This window comes from Aliidongia sp., assembly GCF_035943795.1.
In the GTDB taxonomy this organism is placed as follows: domain Bacteria; phylum Pseudomonadota; class Alphaproteobacteria; order ATCC43930; family CGMCC-115725; genus Aliidongia.
On sequence record NZ_DASZBY010000147.1, the window covers coordinates 56555 to 80890 of the forward strand.

22 protein-coding genes are annotated in these 24336 nt (G+C 67.5%); 9 read left to right on the top strand and 13 right to left on the bottom strand.

Features of this window, described 5'->3' with window-relative positions:
• The 5 genes from lpxD to lpxB are packed head-to-tail and all read left to right on the top strand — an operon-like array spanning position 1 to position 4288.
• Positions 1 to 1023, top strand: coding sequence for a UDP-3-O-(3-hydroxymyristoyl)glucosamine N-acyltransferase (lpxD, locus tag VGV37_RS28510; RefSeq protein ID WP_326883239.1), 1023 nt, complete (start codon positions 1 to 3; stop codon positions 1021 to 1023).
• A 4-nt stretch (positions 1024 to 1027) separates the two neighbouring features.
• A complete protein-coding gene (gene fabZ, locus VGV37_RS28515) occupies positions 1028 to 1495 on the top strand; it encodes a 3-hydroxyacyl-ACP dehydratase FabZ (protein WP_326883240.1) in 468 nt (155 codons plus the stop codon).
• Between the two features lie 15 nt (positions 1496 to 1510).
• Positions 1511 to 2311 carry an acyl-ACP--UDP-N-acetylglucosamine O-acyltransferase gene (gene lpxA / locus VGV37_RS28520; protein WP_326883241.1) on the top strand — a complete coding sequence of 267 codons (801 nt, stop codon included), beginning with the start codon at positions 1511 to 1513 and terminating at the stop codon, positions 2309 to 2311.
• On the top strand, positions 2301 to 3122 hold the full coding sequence (locus VGV37_RS28525; protein WP_326883242.1) for an LpxI family protein: 822 nt from the start codon (positions 2301 to 2303) through the stop codon (positions 3120 to 3122). The genes lpxA and VGV37_RS28525 overlap by 11 nt, the downstream gene beginning before the upstream one ends.
• On the top strand, positions 3119 to 4288 hold the full coding sequence (gene lpxB, locus VGV37_RS28530; RefSeq protein ID WP_326883243.1) for a lipid-A-disaccharide synthase: 1170 nt from the start codon (positions 3119 to 3121) through the stop codon (positions 4286 to 4288). Before VGV37_RS28525 ends, lpxB begins: the two co-directional genes overlap by 4 nt.
• A 112-nt stretch (positions 4289 to 4400) precedes the next feature.
• On the opposite strand, the gene VGV37_RS28535 is transcribed toward lpxB, so the two are convergent.
• The 4 genes from VGV37_RS28535 to VGV37_RS28550 form a co-directional block, all read right to left on the bottom strand.
• Positions 4401 to 4613, bottom strand: coding sequence for a hypothetical protein (locus tag VGV37_RS28535; protein ID WP_326883244.1), 213 nt, complete (start codon positions 4611 to 4613; stop codon positions 4401 to 4403).
• Positions 4606 to 5934 (bottom strand): citrate synthase, encoded by a 1329-nt coding sequence (gene gltA, locus VGV37_RS28540; protein WP_326883245.1) that lies wholly within the window; start codon positions 5932 to 5934, stop codon positions 4606 to 4608. The genes VGV37_RS28535 and gltA overlap by 8 nt, the downstream gene beginning before the upstream one ends.
• A gap of 101 nt (positions 5935 to 6035) precedes the next feature.
• Complete coding sequence (gltX, locus tag VGV37_RS28545) at positions 6036 to 7436, bottom strand: glutamate--tRNA ligase (protein WP_326883246.1); 1401 nt, start codon at positions 7434 to 7436, stop codon at positions 6036 to 6038.
• An 88-nt stretch (positions 7437 to 7524) separates the two neighbouring features.
• Entirely contained in the window at positions 7525 to 8712 is a 1188-nt protein-coding gene (locus VGV37_RS28550; protein ID WP_326883247.1) for a hypothetical protein, read from the bottom strand.
• A gap of 156 nt (positions 8713 to 8868) precedes the next feature.
• On the opposite strand from VGV37_RS28550, the gene VGV37_RS28555 reads away from it, so the two are divergent.
• Positions 8869 to 11070, top strand: coding sequence for a ComEC/Rec2 family competence protein (locus VGV37_RS28555; RefSeq protein ID WP_326883248.1), 2202 nt, complete (start codon positions 8869 to 8871; stop codon positions 11068 to 11070).
• On the opposite strand, the gene lexA is transcribed toward VGV37_RS28555, so the two are convergent.
• The 6 genes from lexA to VGV37_RS28585 form a co-directional block, all read right to left on the bottom strand.
• Positions 11027 to 11752 carry a transcriptional repressor LexA gene (gene lexA / locus VGV37_RS28560; RefSeq protein ID WP_326883249.1) on the bottom strand — a complete coding sequence of 242 codons (726 nt, stop codon included), beginning with the start codon at positions 11750 to 11752 and terminating at the stop codon, positions 11027 to 11029. The genes VGV37_RS28555 and lexA overlap by 44 nt on opposite strands.
• 143 nt (positions 11753 to 11895) lie before the next feature.
• Positions 11896 to 13119 carry a gephyrin-like molybdotransferase Glp gene (gene glp, locus VGV37_RS28565; RefSeq protein WP_326883250.1) on the bottom strand — a complete coding sequence of 408 codons (1224 nt, stop codon included), beginning with the start codon at positions 13117 to 13119 and terminating at the stop codon, positions 11896 to 11898.
• Positions 13116 to 13595 carry a cyclic pyranopterin monophosphate synthase MoaC gene (gene moaC, locus VGV37_RS28570; protein WP_326883251.1) on the bottom strand — a complete coding sequence of 160 codons (480 nt, stop codon included), beginning with the start codon at positions 13593 to 13595 and terminating at the stop codon, positions 13116 to 13118. The genes glp and moaC overlap by 4 nt, the downstream gene beginning before the upstream one ends.
• On the bottom strand, positions 13592 to 14389 hold the full coding sequence (gene trpC, locus VGV37_RS28575) for an indole-3-glycerol phosphate synthase TrpC (protein ID WP_326883252.1): 798 nt from the start codon (positions 14387 to 14389) through the stop codon (positions 13592 to 13594). The genes moaC and trpC overlap by 4 nt, the downstream gene beginning before the upstream one ends.
• A gap of 9 nt (positions 14390 to 14398) precedes the next feature.
• Complete coding sequence (gene trpD / locus VGV37_RS28580) at positions 14399 to 15427, bottom strand: anthranilate phosphoribosyltransferase (RefSeq protein ID WP_326883253.1); 1029 nt, start codon at positions 15425 to 15427, stop codon at positions 14399 to 14401.
• Positions 15424 to 16008, bottom strand: a complete 585-nt coding sequence (locus VGV37_RS28585) for an aminodeoxychorismate/anthranilate synthase component II (RefSeq protein WP_326883254.1) — start codon at positions 16006 to 16008, stop codon at positions 15424 to 15426. Before VGV37_RS28585 ends, trpD begins: the two co-directional genes overlap by 4 nt.
• Positions 16009 to 16166: 158 nt before the next feature.
• Here VGV37_RS28585 and VGV37_RS28590 point away from each other — a divergent pair, with 158 nt between their 5' ends.
• The 3 genes from VGV37_RS28590 (at position 16167) to VGV37_RS28600 (ending at position 19439) form a co-directional block, all read left to right on the top strand.
• Entirely contained in the window at positions 16167 to 17702 is a 1536-nt protein-coding gene (locus VGV37_RS28590; protein WP_326883255.1) for a hypothetical protein, read from the top strand.
• A 66-nt stretch (positions 17703 to 17768) separates the two neighbouring features.
• Positions 17769 to 18887, top strand: coding sequence for a divergent polysaccharide deacetylase family protein (locus VGV37_RS28595; protein ID WP_326883256.1), 1119 nt, complete (start codon positions 17769 to 17771; stop codon positions 18885 to 18887).
• 96 nt (positions 18888 to 18983) lie between these two features.
• Entirely contained in the window at positions 18984 to 19439 is a 456-nt protein-coding gene (locus VGV37_RS28600; protein WP_326883257.1) for a GNAT family N-acetyltransferase, read from the top strand.
• Between the two features lies 1 nt (position 19440).
• Here the strand turns inward: VGV37_RS28600 and VGV37_RS28605 are convergent, their stop codons facing one another.
• The 3 genes from VGV37_RS28605 to VGV37_RS28615 all read right to left on the bottom strand — a co-directional run bounded on the left by VGV37_RS28605 (position 19441) and on the right by VGV37_RS28615 (position 24241).
• Complete coding sequence (locus VGV37_RS28605; RefSeq protein ID WP_326883258.1) at positions 19441 to 20742, bottom strand: UDP-N-acetylglucosamine 1-carboxyvinyltransferase; 1302 nt, start codon at positions 20740 to 20742, stop codon at positions 19441 to 19443.
• Positions 20743 to 20835: 93 nt separating this feature from the next.
• Positions 20836 to 22341: an anthranilate synthase component I gene (trpE, locus tag VGV37_RS28610; RefSeq protein ID WP_326883259.1), complete on the bottom strand. Its 1506-nt coding sequence runs from the start codon at positions 22339 to 22341 to the stop codon at positions 20836 to 20838.
• A 13-nt stretch (positions 22342 to 22354) separates the two neighbouring features.
• Positions 22355 to 24241: a peptidylprolyl isomerase gene (locus VGV37_RS28615; protein ID WP_326883260.1), complete on the bottom strand. Its 1887-nt coding sequence runs from the start codon at positions 24239 to 24241 to the stop codon at positions 22355 to 22357.
• Between the last annotated feature and the right edge of the window lie 95 nt (positions 24242 to 24336).

Here is a 24336-nt window from a genome sequence, read left to right on the forward strand (position 1 = left end):
ATGGCCGATCCGCGGTTCTTCCGTGCGGCCGGTCCGTTTACCGTCGCCGACCTCGCGCGCCTGACCGGCGCCGAGATCGGGGGCGGCGGCGATGGCGAGCTGTCGCTCGCGGACGTGGCGCCGCTCGATACGGCGGGTCCGGCCCATGTGACCTTCCTGGCCAATCCGAAATATGTCCCGGCATTCGAGCGGACGAACGCCGGGGCTGCTTTCGTACACCCGGACCAGGCGCATCGTGCGCCGGCCGGCATGACCTTGCTGATCACGACCAACCCCTACATCGCCTTCGCGCGCGCGGCGCGCCGGTTCTACCCGTCGCCCCGTCCACCGGCCGGCATCGCGCCGACGGCCGTCGTCGACCCCTCGGCGGTCCTGGGCGAAGGTGTCGCGATCGCGGCCCATGCCGTGATCGGCGCCCGCGTCGAGCTCGGACCGGGCACCGCGATCGGCGCCAACTCCGTCATCGGCGACGGGTGCATCATCGGCAGCGATTGTCTGATCGGTCCCAACGTCACGGTCAGCCATTGCCTGATGGGCAATCGGGTCGTGCTGTATCCAGGCGTGCGGGTCGGCCAGGACGGGTTCGGGTTCGCGATGGATCCATCCGGGCATGTGAAGATTCCGCAACTCGGGCGGGTACGGATCGGCGATGATGTCGAGATCGGGGCGAATTCGACAGTCGATCGCGGCGCCGGGCCGGATACCGTCATCGGCGCCGGTTCGATGATTGATAATTTGGTGCAGATCGCCCACAACGTGGTGTTGGGGCGAGGCTGTGTCATGGTGGCGCAGAGTGGCATTTCCGGTTCGTCCCGGTTGGGCGATTTCGTCACGGTCGGCGGGCAGGCCGGCATCACCGGCCATTTGTCCGTCGGTGATGGGGCAAGGGTCGGTGGCCAGAGTGGCGTGACGCGGGACGTGGCAGCCGGCGGTGCCGTCGGGGGCAGTCCCGCGGTTCCGATCATGCAGTGGCATCGTCAGACCGCCGTGCTCAATCGAATGACTAGAAAGAAGGACCCATAAGCTGATGGACTCGGTCGAGCAAAAGGGATCGACGCTGGATCTCGACATCCTCCAGATCATGGAGCTGTTGCCGCACCGCTATCCGTTCCTGTTGATCGACAAGCTCGTCGAGCTGGTGCCGAACGAAAGTGCGATCGGCATCAAGAACGTCACGGTCAACGAGCCGTTCTTCCAGGGGCATTTCCCCGGGCGGCCGATCATGCCCGGCGTGCTGATCATCGAAGCGATGGCCCAGACCGCGGCGTGCGTGGTGGTGCAGGCCATGCCGAAGTCCGACAAGCGGCTGGTCTATTTCATGAGCGTCGAGAACGCGCGCTTCCGCAAGCCGGTGGTGCCGGGCGACCAGCTGCGTATTCATGTGAAGAAGGAACGCAACCGCGGCAACGTCTGGCGCTTTGCCGGTGAGGCCCGGGTCGAGGGCCAGCTGATGGCCGAGGCGACCTATACCGCCATGATCGTCGACAACGGCTGATCGGCGACCGGGTCCATGCCCCAGATCCATCCGACAGCGATCGTCGAGGCCGGCGCCGAGCTGGCCGACGACGTTACGATCGGCCCGTATTGCTGCGTCGGCCCCGAGGTTGCGCTCGCGGCGGGTGTGGTGCTGCAGTCGCATGTCGTCGTGACCGGCAGGACCCGCGTCGGGGCGCGGACCTACGCCTTTCCCTTCACGTCACTGGGCCAGGTGCCGCAGGACAAGAAGTACAAGGGCGAGCCGGCCCGCCTCGAAATCGGTGAAGACAATGTGATCCGCGAAGGGGTCACGATGAACATCGGCACCGAAGGCGGTGGCATGCTGACCAAGGTCGGCGACCGCTGCCTGTTCATGACCGGCGCCCATGTCGCCCATGATTGCAGGGTCGGCAACGACGTCATCCTGGTCAACAACGCGACCCTGGCCGGCCATGTCGTGATCGACGATTTCGCGATGATGAGCGGGCTGTCCGCCGTGCATCAATTCTGTCGCATCGGCCGCTATGCGATCGTCGGCGGCGTGACCGGTGTCGAGCGCGACGTCATCCCCTATGGCATGGTCATGGGGGATCGGGCGCGCCTGACCGGGCTCAATCTGCGCGGTTTGCAGCGGAACGGCTTTTCGACCGACGAGATCCGCACCTTGCGCCAGGCCTATGCCGAGCTGTTCGGCAGCGAGGGCACGTTGATCGACCGCGTCGCGGCCGTTGCCGGCCGTTATACCGATGCGCCGGCGGTCATGGAAATCATTGATTTCATCCGTTCGGATTCGAGCCGCCGGCTGGTGCTGCCCGATACGGACCATGGCGCCTAAGCTCGGGATCGTCGCCGGGGCCGGCACCCTGCCGGCGAAGCTTGTGGAAAAATGCCGCGAAATCGGCCGGCCCTATTTCGTGCTGGCGATCGAGGGAGAGGCGGAGGCGGCGACCGTCGCCGATGCCCCGCACGCCTGGATCCGGCTCGGCGCCGCCGGCACCGGCATCAAGCTGCTGAAGGAACAGGGTGTGGTCGAACTGGTCATGGCCGGCGCGCTGAAGCGCCCGTCGCTGTCCAGCCTGCGGCCGGATTGGCGGGCAGCCAAGCTCTACGCCAAGGTCGGCCTGCGCGCCCTGGGCGATGACGGGCTGTTGAGCGCCGTCATCAAGGAACTCGAATCCGAAGGCTTCACCCTGGTCGGCGTCGACAGCGTGCTGACCGATGCGGTCGCGATCGAGGGGCGCTACGGTCGCCACAAGCCCGATGCCCAGGCCGAGGTCGACATCGCCCACGGTTTTCGGGTCGTCGAGGCCCTGGGCTCGCTCGATATCGGGCAGGGTGCGGTCGTGCAGCAGGGCGTCGTGCTCGGCGTCGAAGCGATCGAGGGCACCGACGCGTTGATCCGGCGCTGTGGCGAGTGGCGGCGGGAAGGACCGGGCGGCGTGCTCGTCAAGGCGAAGAAGCCGGAGCAGGAGCGGCGGGCCGATCTGCCGACCATCGGGCCGCGAACGGTCGAACTCGCCCATCAGGCGGGCCTGCGCGGCATCGCCATCGAGGCCGGCGGCAGCCTGGTCATCGATCGGGAGCAGGTGACCGCGCTGGCCGACAAGCTGGGCCTGTTCGTGATCGGCTGCAGGAAGCCGGCGTGAGCGAAGACCCGCCGCTCTATTACCTGATCGCCGGCGAACCCTCCGGTGACGTGATCGGCGCGCGGCTGATGCGGGCATTGCGCCAGCGGCTGGGCGGCAAGGTCCGGTTCGCCGGCATCGGCGGCGAGCGGATGGCCGAGGAGGGACTGGTCACCCTGCTGCCGATCCGCGAACTGGCGATCATGGGCATGGTCGAGATCGCCCCGCAACTCATCAACCTGATCCGCCGCATCCGCGAGACGATCGCCGACATCGAGGCGAAGGCGCCGGTCGCGGTCGTCACGATCGACAGTTCCGGATTCTGCTTCCGCGTGACCGAGAAGATCAAGCCGAAGGCCAGGCGACCGGTGCTGGTGCATTACGTGGCACCCATGGTCTGGGCGTGGCGGGCGCACCGGGCCTATTCGGCGGCCAAGGCGGCCGACCATCTGTTGACCCTGCTGCCGTTCGAGCCGCCTTATTTCGAGCATGTGCGGCTGCCGGCCAGCTATGTCGGCCATCCGGTGATCGAGGGCGGCGCCGACGATGGCGACGGTCCCGCGTTCCGGGCCCGCCACGGCATCGCGCCGGAGGCGACCCTGCTCTGCGTGCTGCCTGGCAGCCGGCGCGGCGAGATCAAGCGGCTGCTGCCGGTGTTCAGGGAAACCGTCGAGCGGTTGATGAAGCGCTTCCCCGACCTGGTCGTGGTCGTGCCGACGGTCGAAACGGTGGCCGCCCATGTGATAGAGGCCGTGGCCGCATGGCCGGGCCGGGTCGTTGTGGTGCGCGGTGCCGCCGAGAAGTTCGATGCCTTCGCCGCCAGCACCGCGGCACTGGCGGCCTCGGGCACGGTAGCGCTCGAACTGGCGATGGCCCGGGTTCCGATGGTGATCGGCTACCGCATCTGGGCACCGACCCATTTCGTCGTCAGCCGTACGGTCAAGATCAAATACGCGACCCTGATCAACCTGTTGCTCGATCGCCCGCTCATTCCCGAATTGCTCCAGCACGAGTGCACGCCGGAGCGCCTGGGCGCCGAGGTCGAACGGCTGCTGAGCGATCCCGGGGCGCGGCGCGTGCAGATCGAGGGGGCTCAGGCCGCCCTGCAGCAGATCGGTCTCGACGGCGAACCGCCGAGCCTCAAGGCCGCCGACAAGATCCTGGAGTTGGTCGCCGCCGTCCGATGACAGGCGGCAAGGCGTATGGAGCAGACAGAGCATCTGGGCGGCCCGGACTTGGCCGTCGGGAGGAACCACCGGTACATCGGCTTGCTCGCACCACCATGAAGTCGGCGATTGGCTAGCGCAGCCCGGTCCAGCACAGCCAGATCGCGGCGGCTGCGGCGATCAGCAGCAGGGCCAGACGCTTCAGCCGCAGGGGCAAAGGTGTCCGGTTGTCGTTGGCCGCGAGGACGCGGCCCCCCCGAAGGACGGTCGAGGCCGGATCGAAGACGCGATCCGGTGGCTCGACGCCCTTCGGGAGGTCGTCTATGCGATGGAAGCCGTTATCCACGCGCCGTCAGCGGGACGTAAGCCCGCCGATCGGTACCGGTGTAGAGCTGACGCGGACGGCCGATCTTCTGACCGTCGTCTTCGATCATCTCGTTCCACTGGGCGACCCAGCCCACGGTCCGGGCCACCGCGAACAGTACGGTGAACATCGAAACCGGGAAACCCATCGCCTTCAGGATGATGCCCGAATAGAAATCGACGTTCGGGTACAGCTTCTTCTCGACGAAGTAATCGTCTTCGAGCGCCAGCTTCTCCAGTTCCATTGCCAGTTCGAGCCGGTCGTCATGGACGCCCAGTTCGTTCAGCACGTCGTAGCAGGTCTGGCGCATGACCTTGGCGCGCGGGTCGAAGTTCTTGTAGACCCGGTGGCCGAAGCCCATCAGACGGAACGAGTCGTTCTTGTCCTTGGCGCGCTTTACGAACTCGGGGATGTTGTCCTTATGCCCGATCTCGTCGAGCATCTTCAGCACCGCCTCGTTGGCGCCGCCATGGGCGGGGCCCCAAAGCGAAGCGATGCCGGCGGCGATACACGCGAACGGATTGGCGCCCGACGAGCCCGCGAGGCGGACGGTCGAGGTCGAGGCGTTCTGCTCGTGATCGGCATGAAGCACGAAGATCCGGTCCATCGCCTTCGCAAGCGTCGGGCTGACGACATATTCCTCGCACGGCACGGCAAAGCACATGTGCAGGAAGTTCTCGGCGAAGTTCAGCGAGTTCTTCGGATACATGAACGGCTGACCCGCCGAATATTTATATGCCATGGCCGCGATCGTCGGCATCTTGGCGATCAGCCGATACGACGCGATCTTGCGCTGGGTCGGATCATGGATGTCCGTCGAGTCATGGTAGAACGCCGAGAGCGCGCCCACGACGCCGCACATGACGGCCATCGGATGGGCATCGCGCCGGAAGCCGCGATAGAAGGTCGACAGTTGCTCATGCACCATGGTGTGCATGGTGATGTCGCGCTCGAACTTGGCCTTTTCCTGCGCCGTCGGCAGTTCGCCGTTCAGCAGCAGATAGCAGGTCTCGGGGAAATCGCTGTGCTCGGCCAATTCCTCGATCGGGATGCCGCGATACAGCAGCACGCCGTTGTCACCATCGATATAGGTGATCTTCGACTCGCAGGAGCCGGTCGAGGTATAGCCGGGGTCGAACGTGAAATGGCCGGTTTCCGCATAGAGCTTGCGGATGTCGATGACCTTGGGTCCGACCGAGCCGGAAATCAGCGGCAGGGTGACCTGCTTGCCGGACGAATTGTCGGTCAGCGTGACGGTCTCGGACGTGTTGGCCGAGCCGGATGCTGAGGATTTACTGTCCATTCGGAATGTCCCCTATGGGAGGCAAAGGGAGGCGGCGGCGGCGCGCAAAACATTTTATGCTGCTCCGCACATCATAGCAAATATCGCGCGTAAGGCATTGATCAAACGACGGTGAGCCCCGCAAAATCCCCGATGCGGCCAAGCGCCTCATCCCGACCCAGCACGGCCATCACCTCGAAGATTCCGGGTGACGTCACGGCACCGGCCAGCGCAGCACGCAATGGCTGCGCGACCGCGCCGAGCTTCACGCCCTCGGCTTCGATGAACACGCGGATCGCGGCATCGAGCGCCGTCTCGGACCAGTCCCCCTGTCCTTCGAGGGCCGATCGCAGCCGGCCGAGCCGGGCGCGGGCCTCGTCGGTCGCCAGCGCCTTCGCCTTCTCGTCCAGCGGAATGGGACGACCGGCGACATAGAATCGGGCATTTTCAGCGAGTTCTACCATGGTCTTCGCACGCGACTTCAGCCCCGCCATGGCAGCGAGCAGGATCGCACGCTGCGCCTGGTTGAACGGTCCCAGCCGTTCCGCCAGCAAATCGACGAGGCGCCCGTCGTCGGACTGCCGCAAGTAATGGCCGTTAAGATTGTCGAGCTTGGCATAATCGAGCCGGGCGGGCGCTCGACCGATGCCGGGCAGGTCGAACCATTCGATCGCCTGGGCGTCGCTGATGATCTCATCGTCGCCATGGCCCCAACCGAGGCGCAGGAGGTAGTTGCGCAAGGTCTCGGGCAGGTAGCCCATCTTGTCGCGATATTCCTCGATCGCGAGGGCGCCATGGCGCTTCGACAGCTTGGCCCCGTCGGCGCCATGGATCAGCGGGATATGGCTGAACTGCGGCACCGTCCAGCCGTTGGCCAGGTAGATCTGGGTTTGACGGAACGCATTGGTCAGGTGATCGTCGCCGCGGATGACGTGGGTGATCCCCATGTCGTGGTCGTCGACCACGACCGACAGCATATAGGTCGGCGTGCCATCGGCGCGCAGCAGCACGAGATCGTCCAACTGTTCGTTGCCGACGGTGACTTCGCCTTGCACGCCGTCCTGGATCACGGTCGATCCGGTCTGCGGCGCGCGCAAGCGGATGACCGGCTTCACCCCGGCCGGCGCCAGCGCCGGATCGCGATCGCGCCAGGTGCCGTCATAGCGGATCGGCTTGCCCTCGGCGCGCGCCTTTTCCCGCATTGCTTCCAGCTCTTCCGGCGAGCAATAGCAATGGTAAGCGGTGCCGGCGGCCAGCATCGCATGCGCGACCTCGGCATGGCGCGGCGCGCGCTCGGACTGCATCACGACCTCGCCGTCGAACGGCAGGCCCAGCCAGTCCAGCCCAGAGAGGATCGCGCGGATCGCCGGTTCGGTCGAACGCGCCCGGTCGGTATCCTCGATGCGCAGCAGGCAACGGCCACCGTGATGGCGGGCGAACAGCCAGTTGAACAGGGCGGTGCGGGCGCCGCCGATGTGCAGGTAGCCGGTCGGCGAGGGGGCGAAGCGGACGGTAACGGTCATCGATCACTCGGGGCGTGGAGAGGGCTGGACGCGAAGCGGTCGCGACCATAGCACCGCATCGCCGAAGCACCAGCGGCTAGATGCCGGGTCAGCGACCGATCGGCTGCATCTCGACCAGGGCCCGTGTCCGGTCCGGCAACTCGATGGTGACACGCAAATCGTCGTCACGCCGCACGCCCCGGACCATCAGGAAATCGGGCAGGGTGAAGGTGAAGGCATTGCCGGTGAAGGTGGCGTCGTAGGTCTTCACGCCCGGTACGGTCTTGCCCAGCGGCCCATGGCCCCAGCCATAGAGGAACCGACCGCCGGACAATTGCTCCAGATAAGTCTCCTGGCCGCGGCTGCTATAGCCGAACCAGGCCTTGCCGCCCGCGGCGCCCGGCTTGATGCCCATCTGCGCCAGGGCGGCCGGAGTCTCGTCGGCGCCGCAATGATATTCGCCTAGCCGCGGCGTCAAATCGGGCTCGAAGAAATAATCCAGGCAGGTGGCGAAGGGATCGAAGCGCTTGGAATCGGCACCGGCGTGGCCGCGGATGCCGTTGTTCTCGTCGATCAGCGTGAACGGGAGGTCGCCGCGCGCGGTCAGCAGCTTGCGGGCGTCGGCACCGCGCTCGTTGCCGAACATCTGCTCATCCGCTTCCGGGAAAACCAGGAACAGGCGAACCGGCTGGATCGCCTGCAAGCGGCTAGTCGTCCAATGAAGGTTGGAGGAAACCAGGTCGGCGGCGATATCGGCGCTCCTGTTGCCCTGGTCGCTCTTCGCGCGGGCGACGCCGGTGTTGGGCGAGAACCCGATCACACCGTAGAGTCCCTTGATGGTGAGCGCGCTTTCGAGCGCGATGCCGCCGCCGAAGCCCTGGCCGGCCACGATCACCCGCTTGTAGCCGCGCGTGCGCGCGTCGGCGACCTCCGCACCCAGGGCGTCGATCAGCGGCTGGATCATCAATTGCCATTGCGCCGCTTCGTTGATGCGCGGATTGCGCTGCAGCCGGATCACGTCCCAGCCGAGCGCCGCCATGCCCTGGATCGCCCGGATCGGCGGCACGTCGGGTCCGAGCCCGGTGGAATCGATCGGGTGGTTCCAGATCACCAGTCCCTTGGCGAATTCGGGACCCAGCGACGGATAGTCGTCGTACGCCTCCTCGAACCAGAGCGGCGTCGAGGTCGGCCGCCTGCCATGGACCGTGATGGTTTCGGTCGGGCCGGCGGCGAGCGCGGGCAAGGCGTGGATGTCGAGCACGAGCAAAAGCATCAGGGTCCGCGTGAATTTGTCCATCGTTCGCCCTGGTGCTTACCCGTCCGTCACGGGTGATCCTGACGGAAGGAAACACAACCTGCAATATCGCGCGTTGACGAGTCACGCCGACTGGTCACGGGCTCAACCCCTGTACTATGATCCCCTGCACATGCGTCCTCAGCGCGAGACGGATCGATGGTCGACGAAGCGGCGGGAAAGGGGGCGAGCGGGTTCGCTTGGCGGCCGCCCTCGCGTATCGACGTCCAAGGCGTCGCCCACGGGTTGCTGTTGCGCCTGGTCGCAGAACGGGAGCGCTGGGTACTCTGGCTGCCGGTCGCCTTCGCGCTCGGCATCGGCGGCTATTTCGCACTACGGAGCGAGCCCTGGGGCGGGCTCGGCATTACCATGGCCCTGCCGCTCGCGGCGCTCAGCCTGTGGGCGCGGCGCAGCCTCCATCCGGTTGCTCCGACTGCTCTCCTGATAGCGCTGCCACTTTGTCTGGTCGCCGGCGGATTCGCCGTCGCCCAGTTCGAAACATGGCGGGTTGCGGCACCGGCGCTCGAGCGCCGGATCGGGCCGGCGGCGCTGGACGGCAGGGTGATCGAGGTCGAGACGCTGAACGAAGGCATCCGCGTCACCTTGGGGGCTGTGCGGCTCGATCGACTGGCGCCGGATCGGACGCCGGCACGGGTCCGGGTCCGGCTCAAGGCCGGCAGCGCCGTACCCGAGGTCGGCGATCATCTCTCCGTCTCGGCCATCCTGATGCCGCCACCGGCGCCGGCCCTGCCGGGCGGGTTCGATTTCCAGCGTCAGGCATTTTTCCAGCGGCTCGGCGCGGTCGGTTTCGCCGTCGGATCGAGCCAGATCGTGCCGGCGGCGCGGAGCAGCATCTCGACCGCGCTTCGTTCGGTGCGGAGCGCCATGACCGCGCGCATTCATGCGGCTCTACCGGGGCCCGAAGGAGCCATCGCGGCGGCGATCATCACCGGCGAGCGCGGTGCCATTCCGGCCGGCATCAACCAGGACTTCCGGGATTCCGGGCTCGCCCATCTGCTGGTCATCGCCGGCTTGCACATGACGCTCGCGACCGGTGCCGCGTTCTTTGCGATCCGGGCGATCCTGGCGCTGGTGCCGCGCATCGCGCTCGTGCGGCCGATCAAGAAATGGGCGGCGCTCGGCGCCTTGCTGATCGCGCTGCTCTACCTGGCGATTTCCGGCGCCGCGGTGCCGACTCAGCGCGCTTTCGTCATGTGCGTGCTGGCCTTGCTGGCGATCCTGATCGACCGGCAGCCGGTCAGCATGCGCAGCCTTGCCTGGGCGGCTTTCCTGGTCATGGCGCTCGACCCGGTCGCCATCGTCGGTGTCAGCTTTCAGATGTCGTTCGCCGCGGTCCTGGGCCTGATCGCGTTCTACGAGGCTTGGGGCGGCAAGCTCGGCGGTTTGCGCCAGGACGCGGGCCCCATCGGGCATGGCCTGCTGCACCTGCTGGGCATCGCGCTCACAACCATCGTCGCGACCCTGGGCACCGCCGCGTTCGCGATCTATCACTTCAACCGCTTCGCGCTGTTCTCGGTGCCGGCCAACCTGATCGCCGTGCCGCTTGCCGGTGTCTGGGTCATGCCGTGGGCGCTCGTGTCGTGCCTGCTGATGCCGCTCGGCCTCGAGAGTGTCGGGCTGGTGCCGATGGGATGGGGCATCGCCGTCATCGAGCGGGTCGCCCATTGGACAGCCGGCCTGCCCAGCGCGACACTGGACCTGCCGACCATGCCGGACTGGGGCCTGCTGCTGATCGTCGTCGGTGGCCTGTGGCTGGCGCTGTGGCGCGCGCCCTGGCGGCGCTGGGGTGTGATGCCCGTGCTGATCGGCGTCGCGAGCCTCACCGCGGCACACGCGCCCGACCTGATCCTGGCCGCAGACGGCGCCCTGGTCGCTGTACGCTCGAACGACGCCTATCTGCTCTCGTCGGAACGTACCGACCGGTTGGCCGCGGAGACCTGGTTGCGGACCGCGGGCGGGATTCCATCCGGGCCCCTGCCAGCGGCGGGCGAGGCAGCGGAGCATGGCGCCATCCGCTGCGACGCCGCCGGCTGCCTCATCCTGCGCAACGATCGGCGCATCGCGCTGGTCCGCGACATCAGCGTGCTCGACGAGGAATGCCGCACGTCGGACCTGGTGCTATCGCTGGTACGGGCACCGCGCCGCTGTGGCGGACGAACCCGATTGATCGACCTCAGCGATCTTCGTCATAACGGTGCCACGGCCCTCTGGTTCGGCGATCCGCTGCGCATCGAGAGCGCCAACGCGCAGCGCGGCGATCGGCCATGGGTACCGAATTTCCCGGCGGCGCGACCGGTCAGTAGCGCCGCATCAGGCCCACGAGACGACCCTGCACCTTGACCCGGTCGGGGCCGAAGATGCGCGTTTCATAGGCCTTGTTCGCCGGTTCGAGCGCGATGGAGGCGCCCTTGCGGCGGATGCGCTTCAGGGTGACCTCTTCGTCATCGACCAGGGCGACCACGATCACGCCATTGTCGGCAGTGTCGCAGCGCTGGATGATCACCGTGTCGCCGTCGAAGACCCCGGCGTCGACCATGCTGTCGCCGGCTACTTCCAGCGCATAATGCTCAGCGCTGCCGGTCAGCATCGAGGCGGGAATGCCGATGGTGGCGCTGGTGTCGCGCAGGGCCGCGATCGGCGTGCCGGCGGCGATCCGGCCATAGAGGGGCAATTGCACCGCCTCTGCCGCCATGCCGCTCGGGGCGCTCGGAAAGGCGGACTTGAAATCGCCCCGGATCACCGTCGGCGAGAACTTGCCGCCGCGCTCCGTCGGCTTGGCTGCGGCGGGTGCCGCCTGGGCAGCGAACGCATCCGGCAACTTGACGACTTCGAGCGCCCGGGCCCGATGCGCCAGGCGTCGGATGAAGCCACGCTCCTCCAGCCCGCCGATCAGGCGATGAATGCCGGACTTGGATTTGAGATTGAGCGCCTCCTTCATTTCCTCGAAGGAAGGCGAGACGCCGCTTTCGGCCAGGCGCTCGTTGATGAAGATCAGGAGTTCGTGCTGCTTCTTCGTCAACATCGCGCCGCACCTCGTCTAAAGAGTATCGCTTCTGGCCAGAATAAGGCCGAAGGCGATGAAGGAACAAAACCTAAACACTGTTAGATGTTCTAGTTTGGTTCCTGTCGGCGGTCAAGTGTCCAAGCAGGGACATCGTTGGTTTGTCAGAAGGCGTCGGTGCCGTCGGACAGGCGGATGACCTTGACGGCGCCCCCCGTCGGGACGGCAGCAGCCGAAGGGGGGCGCAGGATCAGGCAGTCGGCACCGGCCAGCGCCGACATCATCGAGGAATCCTGTCTGGCGAACGGCGTCGCGATCAGCGCGCCGTCAGGGTCGCGCGACAGGCGGGCGCGCAGATAGTCCTGGCGCCCGTCGTTGGCCTTGAGTTCAACGCCGGCGCGCGCCGGTTCGGCCACCGGTCCCGTTCCGGGCAGCCCTTGGAGCCGGTCGAGCGCCGGGCGCAGGAACAGCATGCCACACACCAGCGCCGAGACCGGGTTGCCGGGCAGGCCCAGCACCGCCGTCGTGCCCAGGCGCCCGAACATCAGCGGCTTGCCCGGGCGCATGGCGATCTTCCAGAAATCGACCGCGAGGCCGATCTCGCCCAGTGCCTTGCGGACCAGATCGTGCTCCCCGACCGAGGCGCCGCCGATCGTCACCAGCAGGTCGGCACCCTCGGCGCCCCGCGCCATGGTCTTCAGCGTGTCACCGTCGTCGCGCGCAATGCCCAAGTGGATCGGCAGGCCGCCGGCGGCCGCGACCAGCGCGCCCAGGGCGGCGCCGTTCGAGCTCACGATCTGGTTCGGGCCGATCGGGTCCCCGGGCAGGGCGACCTCGTCGCCGGTCGGCAGGATCGCCACGCGCGGCCGGCGATGGACCATCAACCAGGGACGGTTCATGGCGGCGGCCAGACCGACGTCGCGCGCCGTCAGGCGACGGCCTGCCGTAAGCCCGACCTGGCCCTCGACGAAATCGATGCCGGCCTGGCGGACGTGCCGGCCGGGCCCGAACTCGCCGACCCTGTCCCGCACCAACACCATGCCGTCGCCGGCTTCGGTGTCTTCCTGGATGACAACCGAGTCGGCACCATCCGGCAGGCGCGCACCGGTGAAAATGCGCACGGTCTCGCCCGGCCCGACGGTGCCCTCGTGGCGACCGCCGGCCTGGATGTAACCGACCAGCTTCAGCCGGGTCGGCAGGGTCGCGACATCGGCGGCGCGGACGGCGTACCCGTCCATGGCGGAAACGGCGAAAGGCGGCTGCGTCCGGCGTGCCGCCAGATCCTCGGCCAGCACGCGGCCGTGGGCGTCGCTCAAGGCTACCTGTTCGGCGCCGAGCGGGGTCAGGCCGTCGCGGATCCGGGCGAGCGCTTCGTCGACCGAAATCATTTCGCCGCTTCCCAGGTGCCCGACTTGCCGCCGGACTTGTGGACCAGGCGGATCTCGCCGATCACCATCGAGCGATCGACCGCCTTGACCATGTCGTAGATGGTCAGTGCCGCGACCGAGACGGCAGTCAGCGCTTCCATCTCGACGCCGGTCCGCCCCTTGAGCCGGCAGGTCGCCTCGATCTCGACCGCGTTGCGCTCCGGCGCCAGGGCCAGGTCGAGCTTGACGGAGCTCAGGGTCAGCGGGTGGCACAACGGGATCAGGTCGGGCGTGCGCTTGGCGCCCATGATGCCGGCGAGGCGGGCGACCGACAACACGTCGCCCTTGGCGACCGTGCCCTGGCGGATGCGCTCCAGGGTTTCGGGCGCCATGGTGACGGAGCCGCGAGCGACGGCGATACGGTCGGTCTCCGCCTTGTCCGAGACATCGACCATGACGGCCCGGCCTTCGGCGTCGAAATGGGTGAGCCCGCTCACGCCGCCAAGCCCTGCAGGCGCAAGGTCGCCTGGGTCACGTCCTCCTGGCGCAGCAGGGATTCGCCGACCAGGAAGGTCCGGGCGCCGACGGCGGCCATGCGGGCGAGATCGGCGGCGGTCTTGAGCCCGCTTTCGCTCACCAGGATCCGATCGGACGGCACGGCCGATGCCAGCGCCTCGGTCGTCGCCAAGTCGGTCTTCAGGGTCTTCAGATTGCGGTTGTTGACGCCGAACAGCCGGATGTCGAGGGCGAGCGCCCGGTCGAGCTCGGCCCGGTCGTGCACTTCGACCAGCACATCGAGGCCATAGTCCGCGGCAGCCGCGGCCAGTTCGGCGGCAAGCCCGTCGTCGAGGGCGGCCATGATGATCAGGATGCAGTCCGCGCCGATCGCTCGGGCCTCGGCGACCTGATAGGGGTCGACCATGAAGTCCTTGCGCAGCACCGGCAGCGAGACGGCGCTACGCGCCGCCTGCAGATGCGCGATCGTGCCCTGGAAATAGGGCTCGTCGGTCAGCACCGACAGACAGGCGGCCCCGGCGCCCTGGTAGGCACGGGCGATGGCGGCCGGATCGAAAACCGGGCGGATGAGCCCGCCGGAGGGCGAGGCGCGCTTGATCTCGGTGATCAGGGCATAGTGCCCCGCCGCGAGCTTCGCCTCGATCGCGGCGGCAAAGCCGCGCGGCTGTGGGCTGCGGCGCGCTGCGGCGTCGATCTCGGCAAAGGGGCGGGACGCCGTGACGGCTTTCAGGTCGTGGCGCTTGCGCGCGACGATTTCGGCAAGGATGTCGCTCATGGCCGGATCCTACGCCGTTTCCGTCGAATTGGTGATCTCGATCAGCCGGTCGAGCACGCGGCGCGCGGCTCGGTCGTCGAGCGCCTCGCCCGCGAGCGCTACGCCGGCCTTCAGATCGCCGACCTTGCCGCCCACCACCAGGGCGGCAGCGCTGTTCAGCAGCACGATGTCGCGGATCGGCCCCTTGGCGCCATCGAGCAGGGCCCGCATCACCTCGGCATTCTCTTCGGGCGTGCCGCCCAGCAGGTCCTCGCGCCGGGCCTGGGGCAGGCCGGCATCGGCGGCGGTCAGCGTGAAGCTCTCGACCTTGCCGCCGTGGAGCGAGGCGACATGGCTGGTGCCGGCGGTGGTCAGCTCGTCCAGGCCGTCGCCATGGACGACCCAGCAGCATTCGCTGCCCAGGCGATGCAGCACCTCGGCGATCGGCGTCACCCATTGGGCCGCGAACACCCCCATGACCTGGCGCGTGACGCCGGCCGGGTTGGTCAGCGGCCCCAGCAGATTGAAGATGGTGCGCGTGCCCAGCTCGACGCGGGTCGGGCCGACGTGGCGCATGGCGCCGTGATGGCGCGGCGCCATCAGGAAGCCGACGTTGTTCTCCCAGATGGCGCGCCGCACCAGGGGCATCGGCGCGTCGATATTGACGCCGAGCGCCGTCAGCACGTCGGCGGCACCGGATTTGGACGAGAGCGCGCGATTGCCATGCTTGGCCACCGGCACCCCGCAGGCCGCGATGACGAACGATGCGGCGGTCGAGATGTTGAACGTGCCGCTGCCGTCGCCGCCGGTGCCGCAGGTATCGATGGCGCCGGCGGGCGCATCGATCGGCAACACGCGGGCGCGCATGCTGCGGGCGGCACCGGTGATTTCCTCGATCGTCTCGCCGCGCAGGCGCAACGCCATCAGGAAGGCGCCCATCTGGGATGGGGTCGCGTCGCCCGACATCATCATGTCGAACGCGGCCTCGGCCTCCCGTTCGTCCAGCCGCTTGCCGTTGGCGAGCTCCGCCAACCAGGATTTGAAGTTCGGCTGCGTCATGCGGCGATCTTCCGCCCCGTCGCGAGCGTCAGGAAATTCGCGAGCAGCGGCTTGCCCGCCTCGGACGCGATGCTTTCCGGGTGGAACTGCACGCCGTGGATCGGCCGCTCGACATGCTCCAGGCCCATGATGATGCCGTCGGCGGTCTCGGCGGTGATGCGCAGATCCGCGGGCAGGCTCGCGCGCTCGACCATCAGCGAATGATAGCGGGTGACGGTCAGCGGGTTCGGCAGGCCCTGGAACAGGCCGCCGTTCCAGTGGCTGACCGGGCTCAGCTTGCCGTGCATCGGCTCCGGCGCGCGCACGACCCGGCCGCCGAACGCCTCGCCGATCGCCTGCAGGCCGAGGCAGACACCGAGCACGGGCAGCGCACCTGCCGCGGCAACGATCGGCACGGTGATGCCCGACTGGATCGGCGTGCCGGGGCCGGGCGAGATGATCAGGCCCTGCGGCTTCAGCGCCAGCGCCTGGTCGACGGTCAGGGCGTCGTTGCGCACGACCTGGATTTCGGCCCCGAGCTCCGACAGGTAATGCCAGAGATTGTAGGTGAAGCTGTCGTAGTTATCGATGAGCAGGAACATCGCGATGCGCAATCCGTGACGGCCGGCCGAGCCCCGAGCGAGCCAGCGGAACCCCTCATATAGCACCGCGAACCGGCACTCGAAAGGTCGGGGCTCGCCCGCGCGCCGATCTGCGTGTAGCGTCGCGATCCCGGAAACAATCCTCGGTTGGAGGTCTCATGCGTCGGATCGGGCTCGTGGTTCTCGTCGTGCTGGTGCTGGTCGGCGGCGGTTATTGGGGCGCCAGCGCCTACTCGAACGCCCGCCTGCGCGCGGCGCTCGACCAGTCCCTGCAGCGCCTGCCCTCGGGCTACGTCGTGACCTACAAGACAGCGACTTATTCCCTGTTGAGCGGCAAGGCCGAGATCGGCGGCATCGAAACCCATCTGGCGCTCGGTTCCGGTCCGTTCGACGGCACCGTCGCGCTGGTCGAACTGGTGCGCCCGAACCTGGCGCTGGCGGACCGCTGGAACGAGGCAGTGGCCAATCCGGCATCCTGGCCGCTCGACAAGGTCCTGCCCGTCGCCGACAGTATCGTGATCGAGGGCATTCACGTCACGAACGCGCTGCAGACCATCGATGTCGATAGCCAGCGGCTCGACGGCATCAGGCTCTATCCCGGTGCCTTGCTGCACCCGGGCCTGCCGAGCCTGTCCGACGTCGTCGATGCGAGCCACGCCGGCGCACAGCCGTCGCCGGAAACCCTGCTGAAGCTCGCCCGGTTCGAGGCGGCCTTGATCCTGGGCATCGGCTGCGACCGCCAGGCGGCGACCAACATGCGCGCCACCGGCCGGATCCCGGCGAGCGACACCGTGCCGGAGCTGCCGTTTTCCTATGAACTGCCCCAGGCGAGCGTGACCGGGCTGGATCGGGGCATCTGGCAGGACATGTCGGGCGAACGGCTGTCGTTCAGCGGGCCGTCCAACAGTTCGGTCAAGGTCGGCCGCTTCGGCTTCAGCGGCTTCGATGTCCGGCAACTGGCGACCAGGCTGCTCGATGCCACGGAATTCTCGCGGGGGCTGCTCGACGGATTGTCGATCAAGCGGATCGATTATGCCGACTTCTCGGTCCAGACGCCGGAAGGCGGCGTGGTGCCGATGGAAGGCTTCTCGCTCTCCGACATCGTGATCGCCCAGGGCGAGCCGGTCTCCGCGACCTTCGTGCTGAAGGGCCTGGGTCTCGATCGCAGCCGGATCACGGAGCCGTCGGTCGCCGCGGTCTGGGACCAGATCGGCGTCGATCATCTGACCGTGGGTGCGGGCTTCGCGCTCAACCGGGACGTAGCGAGCGGCCATGCCAGCATCCATGACACGTTCGTCAAGATCGACGAACTGGGCTCGCTCGACCTCACGGCCGAGGTCAGCGACGAGCCGCTGGGCGGCAGCCCGCTCGCCGCCAAGCTGACCAAGGCGGCGCTGCATTATCGCGATGCCTCGCTGGCCGACCGCGTCCTGAAGCTGATGGCCCAGGGCGGCGATCCGGAGCAGGCGCGCAATCAGCTGATCCAGCTGGCGCAGCAGCAGGCGGCCGAGCTTGGACCCAGTTTCGGGCCGGCCGGGGAGGCACTCGCGGCCTTCTTCAAGCAGCCCAAGCAGCTGACCGTGGAACTGGCGCCGGCCCAGCCGATTCCGTTCGCCACGCTGGCCGGCCTGGAATCTCTACCGCCGCCGGAGGCCGCGGCATTGCTGGGTCTGACGATCCGGGCGAACGAGTAAGCGGCTGACGCGCCCGGACGAACCGGCTACAACGTCCCGAACAAGGTTAACGCGGGGTGGGTCGGGATGGCGGGCAAGAGCAAACGGCGGTGGCAGCTTTGGGCATCGGCCGCGGCCCTGGTCGTTGCCGCCGTCCTGTTGGCCCTCATCCTGCTGCCGCCGGAGACGCTCGCGCCACCGCGGCCCGAGGTGAAGAGCGCGTCGCTGCCGCATCCGGTCGAGACGCCGCTGCCTCAGCCCGACCGGCGCAAGGGCGCGGATGCCCTGGCGCCTCTGATCGAGCAGGCGACGGCCGACAAGCCCGCCGAGACGAGGACGTCAGAGGACAATCCCGAAGCTGCGGTGCCGGCCGCTCCCCAGGTCGCCTCGCTGCCGCCGCAACCGCCGAAGGCCGCGACGGTGCCGGTGGCTCCGGTCGTGCCGGCGCTCCATGGCGAGCCGGCCTGGAAGCAGAATGCGCAACCGTCCGGTCCGCCCGGCGCGCAGCCGATGATCGCGATCGTGATCGACGACATGGGACTCGACCGCAAACGCTCGGCCGAGGTGATGACCCTTCCGGGCCCTCTGACCTTGTCGTTCATGACCTATGCCGAGGATCTGGCGAAACAGACGGCGACGGGACGGGCCCACGGCGACGAGATCATGCTGCACATGCCGATGGAGCCGCAGGCGCGCCACGTCGACCCGGGCCCGAACGCGCTCGTGACCGGCCTCGACGACGAGGAGCTGAAGCGGCGCGTGGCCTGGGGCCTCGGGCGCATCGATGGGATCGTCGGCGTCAACAACCACATGGGCAGCAAATTCACCGAGTCGCAGCCGGGCATGACGATCGTGCTCGAGCAATTGCGCGAGCGCGGCCTGTTTTTTCTGGATTCGCGCACGACACCCCATTCGGTCGGGCTCGCCACCGCGCGCCAGATGGGCGTGCCGAGCGTCGGGCGTGACGTCTTCCTCGATAATTTCATGACCGATCCCGAGGTCGCGCGCGAATTGGCCCAGAGCGAGGCCGTCGCGCGCAAGAACGGCGTCGCCATCGCGATCGGCCATCCCCACGACGCGACCATCGCCGAATTGCGGCAGTGGCTGCCAACCGTTGCGGCCAAGGGTTTCCGCCTGGTTCCCGTCAGTGCGATCGTGGCGCGCGAGCAGGCCCAGGCGGCCCATGTCGCGAAGACCGGCGGGTAAGGCTCAAGTGGCCCCGACGGCATCGGCGCACTGGTGCTGCTGTGGGCCGGTCGGGCGCGGTATCGATAGGTTCGCCTTTCACCGGAGATCCGACCGATGAGTGCTACCGCCGAACCGATCGTCCGACCGCTGGAGCCCGGCGACCATGATCGCTGGGACGAGTTGTGGCGAGGTTATCTCACCTTCTACGAGACGACGATCGCCGACGAGATCCGCGCCGTGACCTGGGCCCGGCTGCTCGATCCGGCCGAGCCGATGAAGGGCGCGCTGGCGTTCCGCGACGGTGTCGCGGTCGGCCTGGTCCATCATATCCAGCACCGGTCATGCTGGACGGTCGGCGACTATGTCTATCTGCAGGACCTGTATGTTTCGGAGAGTCTGCGCGGCGGTGGCGTCGGCCGTGCGCTCATCGAGCATGTCTATGCCCATGCCCGTTCCATCGGCTGCTCGCGCGTCCATTGGCTGACGCACGAGACCAACCTCGACGCCATGAAGCTCTACGACCGGATCGCCGACCCGTCGGGCTTCGTGCAGTACCGCAAGATCCTCTAGCTCAGTCGCCGGTGGTCCATTCGACGTCGGCGCCGAGCGAGCGCAGATTCTCGGCGAAGCGCGGGTGGGCGCGGCGGATCGGCGTCGCGTTCTTGATGACCGAGCGGCCGTCGATACTGGCCGCCAGCATCAAGAGGGCGATCGAGACGCGGATGATATAGGGACTCTCGACTTCGGCCGGGATCAGCGGATGGCCGCCGAAAGTGATGAGCCGGTGCGGGTCCGACAGGAAGGTGTGCGCCCCGAACTTCGACAGTTCGACCGACCAGCCGAGCGCGCCGTCATAGACTTTGTTCCAGAACATGACACTGCCCTCGGCCTTGACGCCGAGCGCGATGAAGATCGGCAACAGATCGACCGGCAGATAAGGCCAAGGGGCCGCCTCGACCTTGGTCAGCATGTTCTGGGTAAAGGGCCGAAGCACCCTCAGAGAGCCGTCCGTCTCGGCACGCGACCACCCGTCCTCGTGAATGACGGTGATGCCGAACTTGGCGAAAGTCCGGTCGATCAGCGGGAACTGCTCGGGGTGGGAATTCCTGACTGCGATCTTGCCACCGGTGATGCCGCCCAGCGCCAGGAAGGTCGCGATCTCGTGGAAATCCTCGGCGAAGGTGAAGTCGCCGCCGCCCAAGGACCCGACGCCGCGGATGGTGAGTTGCGACGTGCCGATGCCTTCGATCCGGGCACCGAGCATCGTCATGAACCGGCAGAATTCCTGAACGTGCGGTTCCGAGGCGGCGTTGGTCAGCATCGACGTACCCTCGGCCGTTGCCGCACAGAGCACGAAATTCTCGGTCGTCGTGACCGAGGCATAGTCGAGCCAGTGGTTTGTTGCCTGGAGCGGGCGATGGGCGCGGATGACGAGCGAGTTCTCGGTCCGCTCGACGACGGCGCCGAACCGGGCCAGAACCTCCACATGGGGATCGATCTCGCGCACGCCGAGCGTGCAACCCTTCACATCATCCTCGATACGCGCAACGCCGAAACGGGTGAGGAGCGGCGGCACCAGCATGATCGAGGACCGCATCTGCTCCGGCAGCCGATGCAGCCTGGCATCGAACACCGTGTCGCGGTGGCGGATGACGACCAGTCCGTTTGCGAGATCTGCCTCCACCTCGCTGCCCAGCTCCCGAAAGGTCTCCAGGATTTTGTTGACGTCGGTGATGTCGGGCACGCCGTTGAGCCGGATCGTTTCGCGAGTGAGCAGCGTCGCGCAGAGAATCGGCAATACGGCGTTCTTGTTCGCCGAAGGGACGATCCTCCCGCTGAGCGGGCGACCGCCGTTCACGATCAGACTGGCCATGACGGGAAGACTTTCCGGGGGAAGGAGGCGGTCCCCGGATAGGACCGCCAGCGCTTCCGATTCGAGCAGGTGGATGTGGCGAAATTCAGGCCGTCATCGCCCCGCGGCGAAGCGGACGGCTTCTTCGGCAGCGCGCACCAGGGCCTTGGATTTGTTGACCGATTCCTGATATTCGGATTCCGGGTCGCTGTCGGCGACGACGCCGCCGCCGGCCTGGATGACGAGCTTGCCGTCCTTGAGGACCGCGGTGCGTAGCGCGATGCAGGTGTCCATCGCACCGGAGCCGCCGAAATAGCCGATGGCGCCGCCGTAGATGTTGCGGCGCTCCGGCTCCAGCTCGTCGATGATTTCCATCGCGCGCACCTTGGGAGCGCCCGAGACCGTGCCGGCGGGGAAGCCCGCCATCAGCGCGTCGAGCATGTCGCCACGGGCCGGGTCCAACTGGCCCTCGACCGTCGAGCAGATGTGCATGACGTGGCTGTAGCGCTCGACGATCATCTGCTCGACGACCTTGACCGTGCCGATCTTCGCGACCCGGCCGACATCGTTGCGGGCGAGGTCGAGCAGCATCAGATGCTCTGCCAGTTCCTTTGGATCGGCCAGCAGGTCGGCGGCGAGGGCGGCATCCTCGGCCGCGTCCACGCCGCGGCGCCGGGTGCCGGCGATCGGGCGGATCGTCACCTTGTCGTCGCGCAGCCGAACCAGGATCTCCGGGCTCGAGCCCACGACGCTGAAATCGCCGAAATCGAGGAAGAACAGGAACGGCGAGGGATTGAGGCGCCGCAGCGCCCGGTAGAACGCCAGCGGCGGCAGGCGGAACGGTACCGTGAAGCGCTGGGACGGCACGACCTGGAAGATGTCGCCGGCGCGGATGTATTCCTTCGCCCGCTCGACCATGCCGTGATACTCGGCCCGCGTGACGTTGGTCGTCGGTTCCGGCGTTTCCACATCCGCTTCGCGCTCGGCCCGGTAGGGCAGCGAGCGGCCGAAATCGGCGACGACATCGGCGAGGCGCTCGCGCGCATGGGCATAGGCGAGCTTCGGATCGGCGCCTTCGCTGGGCCAGACCGGCGTCACCACCGTCACGCGGTCGGCGATGTTGTCGAAGATCGCGACCACGGTCGGGCGGATCAGCAGCCCGTCGGGCACGCCCAAGGTATCGGGGTTGGTATCGGGCAGGCGTTCGACCCGGCCGATCATGGCATAGCCCAGGTAGCCGAACAGGCCGCTCGCCATCGGCGGCAGCGGGGCGGGGATGTCGACCCGGCTCTCGGCGATCAGCTTGCGCACCGACGCCAGCGGATGGTCCGGCGAGGGCTCGAACGCGTCGGCATCGATCCGCGCCTGGCGGTTGATCTCGACCTGCTCGCCGCGGCAGCGCCAGATCAGGTCGGGCTTCAGGCCGATGAAGGAATAGCGGCCGCGGACGGCGCCCCCCTCGACCGACTCGAACAGAAAGCTGTTCGGCCGACCGTCGGCCAGCTTCATCAGCGCCGAAACCGGCGTTTCCAGGTCGGCGACCAGGGTCGTCCAAACCAGGACGGCCTCGCCGCGTCCATGGGGCTCGGCAAAGCCGGCGTAATCGGGCAGCGTCTGCATCGGGGCCGCTCCTTTAAAAGAGGTTGGCGATCCGGTCGCGGTAGATCTGGACAGGATGGACCTTGCGCAGGGCCTGGTCGAACTCGCTCAGCATGTCGTCGCCCACCTGCTGGGCCAGTTGCCCGCCCAGGGTCGCCACCTTGTCCTTGTCGGCCGTGAGGTCGGCGGGCTGGATTTCCTTCAGCTGGGCCACGAACTGGCCGTCGGGTGCGGCGGCGCTGGCGACGCCGCCGGGTTGCAAGTCGAACAGCTTGGCGACGACGGCGGGCGGCACGCCGGCCTGGTTGCCGGCGACGGTGCGGATGAACGGCTTGGTCGTCGATACCTGCAGTTTCTGGGCGGCCGCCAGCTTGGTCAGCGGCTGGTCCGGCTTCACCTGGTCGGCCAATGCCTTCGCCTGCTCGGCGACCTTGGCGGCACGCTGCTCGTCGGTCCAGGCGGTCCTGACCTGGTCCTTGACCGCATCGAGCGGCTTCAGCGCGGGCGCGGTGATGCTCTCGGTCCGAACCAGATAGTACGATCCGTTCGGGACCTGTTCCAGCCCGCTCGTCTGTCCCTGGGGAGTGGCGAAGACGGTCTTCATCAGGGCATCGGCGGCGATGGCGAAATCGGCGATCGGCTTGCCGTCCGGATCGAGCCCGCCGGCATCGGCGGCCGTGACCGTGAGCGGGGTCAGCTTGAACTGCTGGGCGATCGTCGCCAGGTCGGCGCCGGCGGAAACGGCGTCCTCGACCTTGGTCGACAACGTGTAGAGCGCGTCCGATTCCGCGTCCTTGCGGGCGTCGGCCTCGAGCTGCGGCTTGACCTCGTCGAAGCTCCGGCCGCCGGCCGCCTCGATGCCGGTCACCTTCAGCACGTGCCAGCCGAACGCGGTCTGGATCGGCTTCACCACCGCGCCATCCTGGGCGGCGAACACCGGGGTCGCGAGTTCGGCCGGCAGGTCCTTCGCCGTGACCGAACCCAGATCCACCGCGGCCGGGTCCGCCTTGGTCAGGTCTTGGGCCAGCTTGACGAAATCCTTGCCCTGAGCCAGCTGCGCTTCGGCATCGTCGGCCGCTTTCTGGTCCGGCAGGATCATCTGCAGCAGGTGACGCTTCTCCGGTTTGACGAATTCGTCCTGGCGCTGGGCGTAGGCCTCTTTCAGCTGCGCGTCGTCAATCTTGACGTCGGCCGCGACATCCTTGGTCGTGAGCGCCAGCGTGGTGAAACCGCGATATTCCGGTGCCGTGAAGGCGTCCGGATGCTTGTCGTAATAGGCCTTCAGCGCGGCGTCGTCCGGTGCCGGCACGTCCTTGATCGCATTCGTGGGCAGGAACACCCAGTCGGCCACGCGCTTTTCACCGCGCAGACGGTAGAGCAGGTCGGCAAGCGCCTTCGGTGCGGTGACCGTACCGCCGGCGACGGTCGCGAGGTCCACCCGCGGCTGCTCGCCGCGCAGCAGGTCGACGTAGCGCTTCTCGGTGTAGCCGGCCTGGCCCAGGCGCATGATGAAGGAGCCGCGATCGAACTGGCCCTGCGCATTCTTGAATGCCGGCTCGTTCTGGATCAACAGCGCCACTTCCTTGTCGCCGACCACCAGATTCAGCCGCTGGGCCTCCTGGTCCAGTACCGTCTGGCTCACCAGGCCATCGACCGCCTGGTCGATGATGCCGAACGCCTTGGCCTGTTGCATGTCGAAATTGCCGCCGAACTGTTGGCGCATGCGTTCGACCTGTTGGCGCACGCTCTGCTGCACGACGTCGCCGGTGATCTTGTGGCCGCCGACCGTGGCGACGGTCGCGTCCTGCGGGGTGGAACGCAGGAAGTCGCCAATGCCCCAGATGCCGAAGCTCAGGATGAGAAGCACGAACAGGACTTTGACGATGAAAGTCCCGGCCTTGGAGCGGATGAATTGAAGCATTGGAGATTGAACCGTTATGGTGCGCCCAAAGGCGCGTCGCTGCACCCGATGGAAGGTGCCGGACCATAAAGCGCCCGAAGCGGGCCCGGCAACTC